Annotated in this window: 12 protein-coding genes; 6 read left to right on the top strand and 6 right to left on the bottom strand. The window is 41.5% G+C overall.

Features of this window, described 5'->3' with window-relative positions; genetic code table 11:
• Positions 1–2 precede the first annotated feature (2 nt).
• Positions 3–803, top strand: a complete 801-nt coding sequence (locus GHD25_RS17180; RefSeq protein ID WP_205601381.1) for an ATP-binding cassette domain-containing protein — start codon at positions 3–5, stop codon at positions 801–803.
• Here the strand turns inward: GHD25_RS17180 and GHD25_RS17175 are convergent.
• On the bottom strand, positions 777–1,049 hold the full coding sequence (locus GHD25_RS17175; RefSeq protein WP_164219149.1) for a YqhV family protein: 273 nt from the start codon (positions 1,047–1,049) through the stop codon (positions 777–779). The two genes, GHD25_RS17180 and GHD25_RS17175, sit on opposite strands and share 27 nt — an antisense overlap.
• A gap of 309 nt (positions 1,050–1,358) precedes the next feature.
• Positions 1,359–2,942, bottom strand: a complete 1,584-nt coding sequence (locus GHD25_RS17170; protein WP_164219147.1) for a BCCT family transporter — start codon at positions 2,940–2,942, stop codon at positions 1,359–1,361.
• A gap of 222 nt (positions 2,943–3,164) precedes the next feature.
• Here GHD25_RS17170 and GHD25_RS17165 point away from each other — a divergent pair, with 222 nt between their 5' ends.
• The 3 genes from GHD25_RS17165 to GHD25_RS17155 all read left to right on the top strand — a co-directional run bounded on the left by GHD25_RS17165 (position 3,165) and on the right by GHD25_RS17155 (position 5,119).
• Entirely contained in the window at positions 3,165–4,439 is a 1,275-nt protein-coding gene (locus GHD25_RS17165; RefSeq protein WP_240452403.1) for a hypothetical protein, read from the top strand.
• A gap of 6 nt (positions 4,440–4,445) precedes the next feature.
• Positions 4,446–4,604 carry a hypothetical protein gene (locus GHD25_RS17160; RefSeq protein ID WP_164219145.1) on the top strand — a complete coding sequence of 53 codons (159 nt, stop codon included), beginning with the start codon at positions 4,446–4,448 and terminating at the stop codon, positions 4,602–4,604.
• A gap of 107 nt (positions 4,605–4,711) precedes the next feature.
• Positions 4,712–5,119 (top strand): KGG domain-containing protein, encoded by a 408-nt coding sequence (locus GHD25_RS17155; protein ID WP_164219143.1) that lies wholly within the window; start codon positions 4,712–4,714, stop codon positions 5,117–5,119.
• Positions 5,120–5,322: 203 nt separating this feature from the next.
• On the opposite strand, the gene ggt is transcribed toward GHD25_RS17155, so the two are convergent.
• Positions 5,323–7,041 carry a gamma-glutamyltransferase gene (gene ggt / locus GHD25_RS17150; protein WP_164219141.1) on the bottom strand — a complete coding sequence of 573 codons (1,719 nt, stop codon included), beginning with the start codon at positions 7,039–7,041 and terminating at the stop codon, positions 5,323–5,325.
• A gap of 115 nt (positions 7,042–7,156) precedes the next feature.
• On the bottom strand, positions 7,157–7,303 hold the full coding sequence (locus GHD25_RS17145) for a hypothetical protein (protein WP_164219139.1): 147 nt from the start codon (positions 7,301–7,303) through the stop codon (positions 7,157–7,159).
• Between the two features lie 145 nt (positions 7,304–7,448).
• On the opposite strand from GHD25_RS17145, the gene GHD25_RS17140 reads away from it, so the two are divergent.
• Both GHD25_RS17140 and GHD25_RS17135 read left to right on the top strand, forming a co-directional pair.
• The gene (locus GHD25_RS17140) at positions 7,449–7,757 is read left to right on the top strand and encodes a DUF378 domain-containing protein (RefSeq protein WP_164219137.1); all 309 of its coding nucleotides are present in this window, start codon (positions 7,449–7,451) and stop codon (positions 7,755–7,757) included.
• Positions 7,758–7,961: 204 nt separating this feature from the next.
• Positions 7,962–8,852, top strand: coding sequence for a LysR substrate-binding domain-containing protein (locus tag GHD25_RS17135; RefSeq protein ID WP_164219135.1), 891 nt, complete (start codon positions 7,962–7,964; stop codon positions 8,850–8,852).
• A gap of 89 nt (positions 8,853–8,941) precedes the next feature.
• Here the strand turns inward: GHD25_RS17135 and GHD25_RS17130 are convergent, their stop codons facing one another.
• Together GHD25_RS17130 and GHD25_RS17125 are read right to left on the bottom strand one after the other, a co-directional pair.
• Positions 8,942–9,181, bottom strand: coding sequence for a glutaredoxin family protein (locus GHD25_RS17130; protein WP_164219133.1), 240 nt, complete (start codon positions 9,179–9,181; stop codon positions 8,942–8,944).
• A gap of 196 nt (positions 9,182–9,377) precedes the next feature.
• A complete protein-coding gene (locus GHD25_RS17125; RefSeq protein WP_164219131.1) occupies positions 9,378–12,050 on the bottom strand; it encodes a M14 family metallopeptidase in 2,673 nt (890 codons plus the stop codon).
• Positions 12,051–12,491: the final 441 nt, after the last annotated feature.

The raw sequence follows: 12,491 nt of genomic DNA, 5'->3' as shown, positions 1-12,491 counted from the left end.
CATTGAACACAGAGGATTATGAAGAAATCCATGTATCCATCCATGATATCGAAAAAAGTTTTGATGAGCGGGAAGTGTTAAAGGGACTTAACCTTCAGATAAGCCAGGGAGAATTTGTAGCCGTTGTAGGAAAAAGCGGCTGCGGCAAAAGTACCTTGCTGCGCATCATCGCCGGCCTGGAGGATTTTAATCAGGGATCAGTTGAATTAAACAGGAATCCACTAAGCGGGTTAAATAAAAAAGCAAGAATGATGTTTCAGGATGGCCGGCTCCTGCCCTGGAAAAGGGTGATAGACAATGTATGTTTAGGCCTTGGGATGGCGTCCAGGCAAAAAGCAATCCAAACATTGGAACAAGTTGGGCTGAAGGAACGAATCCATGACTATCCATCCAAACTATCAGGTGGTCAGAAACAACGTGTTGCTTTGGCGAGGGCTTTAGTTCATGATCCATCCCTGCTGCTTCTGGATGAACCATTAGGGGCACTGGACGCACTTACCCGTCTGGAGATGCAGGATTTAATAGAATCATTATGGAAAAACAGAAATTTCACCGCAATCCTTGTCACCCATGATGTGGAAGAGGCAGTCGCCATTTCAGACCGGGTAGTCTTAATGGACAACGGAAAAATCAGCCTCAATCAGCCAATTCATTTATCAAGACCGCGCCAGCGCACGGATCCGGTTTTTTCTATGTATACCGAAGAAATCCTGGCCCATATTACAAATCGAAAAAGTAAAAATAATTATAGCATGGTACTTAACCAGGATCCCGAATCACTTCTTAACACCATAAATAATTAGAAGTATACCAAGAAGAATCCAAAAGAACTTACCGAAGGATAATTTATCTGACATGCCTATTACACCGATGGTCGTTGTAAAAATTAGTATTAATGGACCAACGAACGCAAGAGAGCTGTTTATAATTACAGCTTTGTCCACTTCGTTGAATTTCACCATCAAATATGCCGCAAATACCTCAATCGATCCTGAAATTAATCGCAGTAAAGCCATCCAAATAACCGCTTTTTCTAGTAAGGTGAACATTTTTTCCTCCTGTAACAAGTAATCATGAAATTATATGCTTGACTTGGCCATTTAAGGACATGTTTTCACCTTTTGTAAACCGGGATGAAAATAGGGTAGTCATACGTGTCCCAGAACATCTTGTATGAAATAATAGTATATAGATTATAAAAATTAACATACAGAAATTGCGGATAAGGACGCACCGGAATGAAAGTTATGCTGAAAAAACAAGGCAGTTCACACTATAAATAATAAGTGGGAACTGCCTTAGTCTAAAATTGATTGACTATGGAAAGAGCTTGAAGCGATTCACTTCTTTATTGTGCACTATCTTCTCCTTCTATTTTTCGGTTTGCCTTCTTCTCTGACGTTTGTTTCCCATGCGCGGTCATTGTCCATCATCTTTTTGGCGGCATATATTAAGATGAATTGCAGTGCGATAATCGGAATGCCCATAATGCCTGAAAGGACTTCAAGCGGCGGCAGTCCCCCAATACGCATCAGCAGCAATGCCAGACCCGTAATGACTGCAGCTACAATAAGGCGCAAGTGCTTGGATGGTTCATATTTGGCCATGTTTTCCCTGCTTGTATAAGATGCGATGGTGTAGGTGGTGGAATCAAGTGTTGTCACAAGGAATACCATCGCAATAATAACAAAACCTATCATGACAATTGTCCCCAGCGGCAGACTGCTTAAAATTGCCGGAATGGCCGCCATGACATCTTCAGCAGCTATATCAAGCACGGGAACTTCACCTGTAATATATCTGTGTACCCCGAGCCCGCCCAAAACTGCTGTGGCAATCCAGGAAATAAGTGTTGGTGCCAGCAAATAGGTCATAATCATTTCCCTGACCGTCCGGCCTCGGGATATTTTCGCTGCAAATACACTATGCAGCATAGCCCAGGTTGCACTGTAGGCAAACCAGAACACCGTATTGCTTTCTATATGCGTCATCTCTCCCAATGCAAGAGAATTAGTGGACAGGGACATCTGAAGATAGTTGGAAAATAAAAATGCAATAGTATCCGAAAAATAAGAGAGAATAAAAATCCCCGGGCCAATGACCATAATAAAAATAGCAAACACTGCAGCAAAATACATATTAAATGTACTTAACCTTTTTATTCCCCTTTCAATACCTAAATAGGCACTGATAGAGAACAGAAACACCCAAATTAAGGTAACGATCAATGTCAGCATAAAGGTTATCTCTATGTTAAAAATCTCTGCAATGTTATAGGTTACAATTGGTGCGCCCAAACCAAGTGTTACTGCCGCTCCTGCAAGAATACTGATCAGAAACAGGATGTCCAGCAATCTTCCGCCAAGGCCATCGGTAAATTTATCCCCGAACAGTACCCTGGTTGCTTCGGAGACCCGGATGAGCGGCCTTTTCTTTACGTGCAAAATGTAAGCGAATGCCGGTGCAGCCATCACAAATATGGCAAACACTTGCACACTCCACATGAACATTCCATAAGCATTTCCCCATAGCAGCGCTTCTGCAGATTCCGGTTCTACACCAAATGGCGGATCGAGTGCTACTTGTGTCCACTCCGTCATTCCGGTGCGCATAATAGTTGAACCCAGCCCCATCGCGATGAGAATGGATGCATATTCAAACATGGTAAATCTCGGTTTTTCCATGGGGTCGCCCATGACCACGTCCCCATATTTGGAAAAAGATAAGTATAAACCCGCTGCCACGAGAACAATGGCATACCAGATATAACCCCAGCTGAATGTATTAACGATAAAATCAAATATATCATTCAACAGATCCAATGAAGCCGTCTCATAAAGAGAAAAAGGAATACTGATTGCAATAATAATGATGAGGGATGGAATAAATATCTTATAATCGATTAAACTTTTTCTGTTTGTTGTTTTACTGTTTTGCGCCATTTTTCTTCCTCCTGTTTTTTCCTGGTAACCCTGCATAATAACTTAATAAATGAATACCTGGTGGTCTTTATTTTTCCTATTGGCAGGCAGGCTAAACATAGATGAAAAAAATTGGTTTAATCAAATTTACGCTATACAGGAAACAACAAAATTTCCTCCTTTCTTCTGTTTCAAGCTCTACTATTACGGTAACATATTTAATATCAGGGAAGGTAAGAAAGGATGGATGAAATGACATCTGAAGTAGTTATTATGAATAAAAAAGGTATGTCCTTAGCAGCTGACAGTGCAATCACCAGCGGCAGGGACGGGATTCAAAAGGTGTATAACTCTGCCAATAAATTATTTTCCTTATCCGGCAGCCATCCTGTGGGTATGATGATTTATGGTGCAGCTTCTTTTATGGAAGTACCATGGGATATCATTATTAAATCCTACCGCGAACATTTGGGGGTTAAAAAATTTGCCGACCTGACAGGGTATGCAGAGGGATTGCTTCAATTTTTAAACGATGATGTGCGTTTCAAAAACAAAGAAATTGAAAGTATTATCGTCGACCGCACTTACTCTGACATCTTAAAAAATATAGTAAAAGAAGTAGAGGAAAAAATGGAGCAACACCCGGAAGAGGATAATATGGATGACAAAATACAAGTGTGGCTGATGGAAAGAACTGAGGCCAGCTTAAAGGCAATGAAAGAGATGGAAAAGTGTTTTTTGGATATAGATTATGCTTCTTTTAAGGAAGCTTTCCTTCCGCTCATAAAAGAGATAACTGCTGAATTGGTATCCAGTCCAATTTCCCCTGCTTTAAAGGAAAAATTATGTGAACTGGCATTTGAAGCAGTGAGAAAAGATTTTTTCAGTGCGGGGAGCAGCGGTGTAGTCATTTGCGGATATGGAGAAGAAGAAATTTTCCCGCATTTGCTGAATTACAGACTGGAAGGGTTCGTCTTTGGCCAATTGAAATATAAGAAACTGAAAGAACGAAAAATCAGCTACACCCCTGACAAAAAAGATGGAACCGCAAGCATCACTGCCTTTGGCCAGACAGAGATGGTTGATTCGTTTATGCACGGGATAGAACCAACCATGGCAGATGCCATGTTTGAAATCATCCATAAAGTATTCATGAACTATCACGAACAACTTAAGAAGCATACAGGTATTGAATTAACGGATGAACAGGTTACCTCCATGAAAAACTTGGGTAAAGAAGTGTATACCTCCATTCATGAGGCTGTAGATGAATACCAGCAGCAAAATTACATCTATCCGCTGTTGGGAGTCGTCAGATCTTTACCCATAGAGGAACTGGCGGAAATGACGGAAGCACTTGTAAACCTGACTTCCTTCAAACGCAGGGTGACCAGGGCCACAGAATCTGTTGGACCGCCAGTAGATGTAGCTGTCATTTCAAAGGGCGACGGCTTCGTATGGGTGAAAAGAAAAAACTATATTGATCCCAAAATTAATTACCAGTGGAAAGGAGGCTAGTTTGCGATGACATCAAATAAAAAAGAACCTCCAAAAAAAGAGCGGTATTTCAATTTGACGAAGGAAGACAGGCTGGAATTTGAATTAAAAGATAAAGAAAAAAAAGAAAAAGAAAATGTAGCCAAGAACGTGATGGACAAGCTAAACGGAAGACATAAAAAATAGTTTTTAAATAAATCTCAACAAAATAAGGTTTAGAAAATACCATACGTGGAAAACAAACAAATGTAAGGCGATCTCACCGCCTAAACTATCGAAAGGAGATGTTACCGATGGCTCAAAACAAAAAGAACAATAACAACAAAATGTCCCGTGAGGAAGCAGGACAAAAGGGCGGAAACAAAACAGCAAGAAATCATGATCAGGAGTTCTATCAAGATATAGGACAAAAGGGCGGTAATGCCACTTCCAAAAATCATGATCAGGAGTTCTATGAGGAAATCGGGCAAAAAGGCGGAGAAACTACTTCTCAGAAATATGATCAGGAGTTTTACGAAGAGATCGGCCAAAAAGGCGGGGAAAAAACCTCACGCAACCATGATCAGGAGTTCTATCAGGATATAGGACAAAAGGGTGGAGAAACTACTTCCCGCAACCATGATCAAGAATTCTATGAGGAAATCGGCAAAAAAGGCGGAAGAAGCCGCCAGCAAAATAACAACAACAATAACAACTCTTAAGAAAATGGGACGAGGGGACAGGTACCTCGTCCCATTTTTCATATGTAAACAGGACCTAAACAGATAACAGCTCAATAGACTAAAAATCCCTTTTTCCTTTTCCCGCTGAGAATCAGCAGTTTGGCAACAACACTCAACAGCATCCCTCTAAACCAAAAAGAGGCATCCCGCAAATCGCTGCATTTGCTGATGCCTCTTTACTTTTATTTTCCCTTGCCGACATCTAAACCAATTGCTCTTCCCGGTCTTGGTGAATCTGCGGTTCCGTACAATTTTCCGTTCCATGGATTAATCATAATACCTTTGACATCCCCAAGCCGGTCATCTGCGGATACTTTTTCAAAACCTCTATCCAGTTTGTATCCCAATTCCGTTAATTTCTCCATCGCCTGTTCATTAATGCCGTCTTCCCATTGCCAGGAAAGCTGTGGGTTATTGAATATCCGCGGTTCATCAATGGCCTCCCCCAGATCCATTTTATAATCAAGGACATGCAGCAGCACTTGTGCAACAGAGCCGACAATCGTTTCCGCACCAGGTGAGCCGAGTGTGAAAAACGGCTTGCCTTCATGAAAAACAATCGTCGGAGACTTGGAACTCACTGCAAATTTGTTTGCCTCCGCTGCATTTACCGTTCCAGGCTCCGGATTAAAATCCGTTAAATCATTATTCATCATGAAGCCATAGCCGGGAACCATAATCCCCGATCCGAAAATCCGCTCAATAGATGATGTGCATGCAGCAACATTTCCCCATTTGTCTATCGCTGTGAAATGTGTAGTTTCCATCCCATGGAAGCTTTTATCCTGTTTTTGTTTATAATTTGGCCTGCTTTCTTCATATTTCCACGGGTCGCCGGGTGCTATTTCCTGTTTCCGTTCCTTAAAATCAATGAGTTTTAATCTCTCTTCTATATATTGATCCGCAAATAAACCCCTTAATGGTATTTTAACGAAAGAAGGATCCGCTATATGTGTCTGCTGATCAGCCAGTACCAGCCTGATTGACTCTGCAACGAGATGATATTTTTCCCAGGAATGCACACCATATTGGCTGATATTCAGCTTTTCAAACATTTTCAGCAGCTGGGATATGGCTAATCCTCCTCCATTTGGCGGTGCAGGAAATGCCAGTTCATATCCTTTGTAGCTCCCCCATAATGGTTCCTCAATAGAAGCCTTATAGTTTTTTAAATCCTCCTTTTTCATAATGCCGCCCATTTTTTCTAAAGTCTCTACGATCGCATCGGCAATTTCTCCTTCATAAACAGAAGAAAACCCTTCTTTTCGAATGATTTTCAAAGTCTTGGCAAGATCCGGCTGGCGAATGACATCCCCTTCTACCAACGGCTTGCCGCCAGGAACAAATATCTTCCTTGCTTCGTCTCCCATTCGGTCTTTAAAATTATCTATCGTCCGCTCCCACAGGCTGCTGACACGGTAATCATTTTCCGCCAGCCCAATAGCCGGGTCAATGAGCCGTTCCAGCGACTTGCTTCCATAAGTTTCATGGGCCAATTCCAGGGCTTTCATAATTCCCGGAACACCTGCCGATTTTGCGCTGACAGACCGTTCATCAAAGGGAGCCAGTTCCCCGTTTTTATTGTAAAATATATCAGGTGTTGTGGCTCCCGGTGCTTTGCTGTGACCGTTTATCACCTTTGTTTTCTTCGTTTTATTATCGTAATATAAAATATAGCCGCCCGCAGCAATACTTGTATTCATTCCTTCCACTACAGTTAAAGCAAGCTGCATGGCAATGACAGCATCAATCGCATTCCCCCCTTCTTTCAGTACTTCTTCCCCTGCCTCTGCAGCTTCCTTAACCGGGGAGGATACCATGCCATCCTCTCCCCTTGCCGTATAATATTTCGCAGTATCTCCAACTGGTTTTTGATTGTCAAAAATTTCTTTTAAACTCATATGCCAATCACCTCTTTTTTTAAAATGACCTCACAGTCAGCCCTTCATGACTCAGGACTGCCCGCATCTGGTGTTCAAATAGGAATACTTTCCTTGTACCCTTTCCAGCCATTTTTCATTCGCGGTATGCAAATTTCATGTTCGGCCAGCCCAGCCAAAGCACTATTGTATTTTCACATGCTTCCCCTGCCCAGGTGATTTTATTTCTTGTATGCAGCATATAAAAACGATAAGCATGTTCCCTGCCGGCATTCGCGTGCAATTTATAACCTCATTTCCATTTCTCCTGCAGGTAAAAACTTTTTCAAAATTTTATTTGTCCTGGGGTATAAATAATCAATAATAGCAAAAAATTGAAAGGAAGACGTAACTTCTTTTCACATAAAAGCTTTTTGGAGGTGAAAATTATGGAAGTGTTAAAACGAATAGCGCTCACATTATTAATTATAGGTGGAATAAACTGGGGTCTGATTGGGTTCTTTCAATTTGATCTGGTCGCTGCCATTTTTGGCGGTCAGGAATCAGCGCTTGCCAGACTGGTTTATGCTTTAGTTGGTTTAAGTGCGCTGTATTGTATAACTTTATTATTTGAACCAATGGAAGAAGGAAACACTTCAAGAAACGAACAACGAAATTTAAGTTATGGAACAGAGTTTGGAGAAGAAAGAAACGCATCGGACATCCGAAGCGAGGACGATGACACCTATAAAAGATAGCAGACATTGATTCAGGAAGCCATGCATTTTTTTGTATGGCTTCTGCCTTTCCTTTTTTATATATAAATTTTCATACAAGAGTTATGGACATTATTAAAAAAGCAAAGTCCTGTCATCCATTATCCCTGACATAAACCATACCATTGCGTTTGCCTATGATTTCCTTCATAATAAATGTAAAGCCTATCATTTAAGGGGATAAATATGGAATTAAGACAATTGGAGTATTTTATGGTGGTAAGTAAAGAACTGCACTTTACAAGGGCAGCCGAAAAGCTGAAGATCTCACAGCCCACACTGAGTGAACAAATAAAGCGATTGGAAGATGAAGTGGGGATTCCTTTATTTGACCGGATCGGCAAAAAAATTGCCTTAACCGAGGCAGGGAAAATTTTATTAAAACATGGCCAATCCGTATTTTTTGAAATCGAACAGGCCGAAGCTGCACTGAGAGATTTAAATGAACTTCAAAGAGGTAAACTGGAAATCGGCTCCCTTCTGACATGTGTAAACTATTTACTTTCGCCTGCAATCAAACAATTTAAGCAGCTATATCCGAATGTGAAGTTGTCTGTTTATGGACTTAAAACCAATGATATCAAAAAAGAATTACTTGAAAACGAGTTAGATCTGGGGATTACATTTTTGCCTGTGGAGGAAAAGGAATTTGATTCCATGCCACTATTTACAGAAGAATTATCTCTCGCAGTTTATTCAGAGCATCCACTGGCTCACTTAAAAGAAGTGGATATGAAGACGTTAGAGAATGTGTCCACTATTTTATTTCCGGAAAGTTATTATCTCCGTCAGCTTATTGACACTTACTGCAGGGAACTCGGTTTTAAACTGAATCCTGTCTTGGAAATGACCACCCTGGAATCTATCATCCAAATGGTTTCTGAGGGGATTGGTGCCACTATTCTGCCTGAACCTTATCTGGACACACTTAATAACCCGGGGGTTGTTAAAGTAAAATTAATAAACCCGACACCCCAAAGGGAAATCGGCTTTATATATAGAAAAAATAAATTTATATGTGCAACCACCCAAACATTTATAGGGCAAATCATGAAAGCAATCAAAGCTGTTTCCTGAACTTAAATCCTGAAGCCGGACTGAACAGGAATGATGAAAATGCAAAAAAACGAGAGGTGCTGAAAATATGCCTCCCGTTTTTATTTTTATTAACCGTTTTTAACTTCTTCCATACTTGCTCCGTGATTGATATGATATGTTTGTCCATTTAATACAAGGGCAGGTACCGATTTTACCCCTGCAGATTCTGCTTCGCTTATCTTGGAAGCATCATTATTAAAATCAACCACTTCGACGTCTACCTTGGATTTATCCAAATAATCCAGGACCATTTTCTCTGCATCCACACAAACAGGACAGCCGGCATGATAAAATACTGCTTTTTCCATTCATAAAACCTCCTTATATTTACCTTATATTTAAGGATAGATCATGAGTGGTGCATGATCAATAAGGGGTTCCCTATAGTTATCATAGGTCTCAGCTATAGAACCTGTACATCTATCGAAATTACTTATGTTACCATGAAAAAGCAGGAAAATGGCCCTCCGGCACATTCCCCTGCTTTTTTTGCAGCATATGTTACTACATAGCTTCTCCGGCATCTGATTCAGATGACCATAAATCAATTAACTCATTTGAGTAGCCTTCAATAATTCGATAGGCTTTACCGGAGATTAAATCATTGTCATTCTGATGATTCAGCAGCAGCAAGAAACTGTTCATATGCCTTAAGACTTTGTCCGCATCACCCTGCTTTTCAAACAGATCCACTGCGGATAAATGGGCTTTAAGCGTACGAGGTGCTGCTTCATCAGCAAAATCCTCTTCGTTTTCAAAGCGTTCTACAAGCGACTTAATGCCTGCTGCGCTTACACCTTCAGGAAGATAGTCAATAACAATTTCAGCTTCATTATAGTTATTGTCTTCTCCTTCAGGGTCATAATTGTTTTCAATATTTCCTGCCGGGTCTACGGAGAACCATTTGATCGTTGTTGATTCTTCAATCGTCAGTTTTTCTCCAGCCATTCTTGTTCCGGCCACATTAATTACGTCGGAATCAAATGTTGGTCTGGAACCGTCCAGTGTATAATATACCGTAGCCGGTTCACTCATCTCAAAGTCGACCTCCACAGGATCATTGTATGTTCCTGCTTCCGGTGAGATCCAAGTTTCCGGGTTTACATCATCATTGGCATTTTCAAGCGCAACCTCGAATAAACCAATGAGCCCGTTTGCAAATTCCATTGCTTCTTCATGGCCTTCTTCAAATTCAGGCTGGAAACCAACACTTACCCATCGATCTCTTTCCTCATCCCATAGTTGTGCACCTACTTCAAAGTTCCATGCATATATGTCATGGTTATACCATAACGCATCGGCAGAGTTGCCCCCTGCTGAATACAGCACATCCGGAATCGGACCTGTTCTTCCCGGATGAATGACAGTGCCGCGATGGTTTTTGATTTCAGTCAATATATGTTCTGAAGCCTGCCAGTAGTAAGCCTCTTCCCCTGCTGTAGGGCGCGGTAATGGATTGCGGTCTGCATCATAAGCTCCTGGAGACCACATAAAGTAACCGCCATGGGCATGAATATTCATCGCAAATTCAATATTTTCAAATTCCTCAGCCAGCCAGACGATATTCTTTGCTTCCGGCTCAGATTCTATTTCCGGCCCGGCATACGTTCCGGAAAGACAATTAGTTGAACCGCCAATCCATCCATCATAAACAGAGCCGACTGCATGGTTTCTGTTTAGATCAACGCCCCACTGGTTGCGATAGCCTGGATCTCCAGTTTCAGCAGGACAGTGATTCGTCATATTTTTACGCTGCATGTTGTAATCATAGAATGAAAAGATCCCGCCATCCGGATTCACTGTTGGTAAGATAAAGATATCAAGATTATCCACTAATTCCCTCGTATCCTCATCAATATAATAGTTCCGCAGCAGTCTTTCCGCCGTCTCCACAGAAACCAGCGGTGTTACCCACTCACGGGCATGTTCCTGAGAATATCCCAATACGCCTGGCTTGGATCCGTCACGTTCTTTACCAATACGGATTGCCTTGACCGTGCGTGGTTCTCTGGAAATTTCATCTGGTGCATTTAATCCATCAGTTAAAGTAATGCCTGTTTCAGCCTCAACAACGCCATCGCCGCTGGAATCTCTGTAATTGGTTGCAGTTACCAGGTCACCCGCCTGGTCATTGATTGCATTAATTACATCATTTGCTGTGCTATTAGGCTCACCAGCATCATCTGTCCCCAGGGCAACCGTGATCTCATTGCCTTCCACGGTGACTTCCAGCTCCTGATTTTCTCCTTCTGCAGCTTGAACGTCCACCGTAATATCATTGCCGCCTTCATGGCCCCATGCTTCTGATGTCAGGACAAATGCAGCCTCTGCCGTATTTCCAAACGTAGCCTGGGCATGCCTTCTGTAGCCATTTGTTTCATAAGGCAGCTCAATTATTTCCGCCAGTTCCGGAAACTCCTCCGCTAAAGAAAGGATTCTATCTTCTATTTCTATTGGATCCATATAATGGTCAACAAAATCGCTCAGGTAGTCATCCCCTACTGGAGTACCATCACTGATCCATTCGGTTAATTCTGTTTCCACAGACCCTTGCTGACTGGTAGTAATCACCACATTTTCCGGTACAGAATCAATTTTCGTCAGCACATAGTGATATAAATATTCCCCATAATCCACTTTACTTCTCATGGATGCCGTTTGGTCTTCCCCATTTTCATCCACCCATGAAGCATTCATCGACACATGAGAACCGGCACTTGACTTTGCTTCCAGGTATAAAAATGTGCCAAACTGATTGGTGAAGTAATCTGATCTGAAGACGTCAATATTGTCCTCAGCACTAAGTAAAGACATTCCCTGATTTAATTTTCTTTCCCGTTCTGCCAAAATTCTTTCAACATCTTGAGATGTTTGAATGACGGTCAGTTCATAACCCTCCATTTCAAGCATCTCCATTTCTGCTTCTGTGACAATCGCATGAACTTCAAGCTGCCCATTTTTATCACTGGCATAGCCTGTTAATTCATAGCCGCTTTCTGCCAGATTGTCCACAGCTTCCCCGTCCGGCACGACAATTTCAACGACTGCCGTTTCCGGCGGTTCTTTTTCCACGGCTGTAGGTGACGCGGAAGTGGAGTTTAATTCCAAGGAAGTAAAAATAATCATGACTACCCCCGCAACAGCCAGAAAAGCCCACATAAATCTTTTCAGACTCATTCCCTTTTCCTCCTCTATCATTTTTTTGACTTTCTATTAAATTATATAACTATTATCTGAAGATTGGAATGATTAAGCCGACAATTGATTCTAAAGGTACAGATATTTTGGAAAATTATTTCATTTAATAATAGAATAGTAACGACTGTTTTCCTCTTCATAGGAAATAATAATTATGGAAATATATTTAAAAACGTGAGTTCTTACACGGGCCAATGGTAGTACAGATTAATAGAGTTGGATACCGAAGCAATGATTTCCTGATTTTTTTACCCTGTCATCTATAAAGTAGAGGTGGATGCTATATTCGGCTCGATCGATTTTTGGGGTAGCTCGATCGATTTTTGGGGTAGCTCGATCGATTTTTCGGGCAGCTCGATCGATTTTTGGGGTAGCTCGATCGATTTTTGGGGTAGCTCGATCGATTTTTGGGGTAGCTCG

This window comes from Virgibacillus aidingensis (genome assembly GCF_010994035.1).
In the GTDB taxonomy this organism is placed as follows: domain Bacteria; phylum Bacillota; class Bacilli; order Bacillales; family Amphibacillaceae; genus Virgibacillus_N.
This window is presented reverse-complemented; position numbering and strand designations above follow the sequence as displayed.

Excerpts from the sequence above, each read along its gene's own strand:
- GHD25_RS17130 (WP_164219133.1), bottom strand. The coding sequence starts at position 9,181 with ATGGAAAAAGCAGTATTTTATCATGCCGGCTGTCCTGTTTGTGTGGAT.
- GHD25_RS17140 (WP_164219137.1), top strand. The coding sequence starts at position 7,449 with ATGGAAGTGTTAAAACGAATAGCGCTCACATTATTAATTATAGGTGGA.
- GHD25_RS17125 (WP_164219131.1), bottom strand. The coding sequence starts at position 12,050 with ATGAGTCTGAAAAGATTTATGTGGGCTTTTCTGGCTGTTGCGGGGGTA.
- GHD25_RS17175 (WP_164219149.1), bottom strand. The coding sequence starts at position 1,049 with ATGTTCACCTTACTAGAAAAAGCGGTTATTTGGATGGCTTTACTGCGA.
- GHD25_RS17135 (WP_164219135.1), top strand. The coding sequence starts at position 7,962 with ATGGAATTAAGACAATTGGAGTATTTTATGGTGGTAAGTAAAGAACTG.
- GHD25_RS17160 (WP_164219145.1), top strand. The coding sequence starts at position 4,446 with ATGACATCAAATAAAAAAGAACCTCCAAAAAAAGAGCGGTATTTCAAT.
- ggt (WP_164219141.1), bottom strand. The coding sequence starts at position 7,041 with ATGAGTTTAAAAGAAATTTTTGACAATCAAAAACCAGTTGGAGATACT.
- GHD25_RS17155 (WP_164219143.1), top strand. The coding sequence starts at position 4,712 with ATGGCTCAAAACAAAAAGAACAATAACAACAAAATGTCCCGTGAGGAA.
- GHD25_RS17165 (WP_240452403.1), top strand. The coding sequence starts at position 3,165 with ATGGATGAAATGACATCTGAAGTAGTTATTATGAATAAAAAAGGTATG.
- GHD25_RS17170 (WP_164219147.1), bottom strand. The coding sequence starts at position 2,942 with ATGGCGCAAAACAGTAAAACAACAAACAGAAAAAGTTTAATCGATTAT.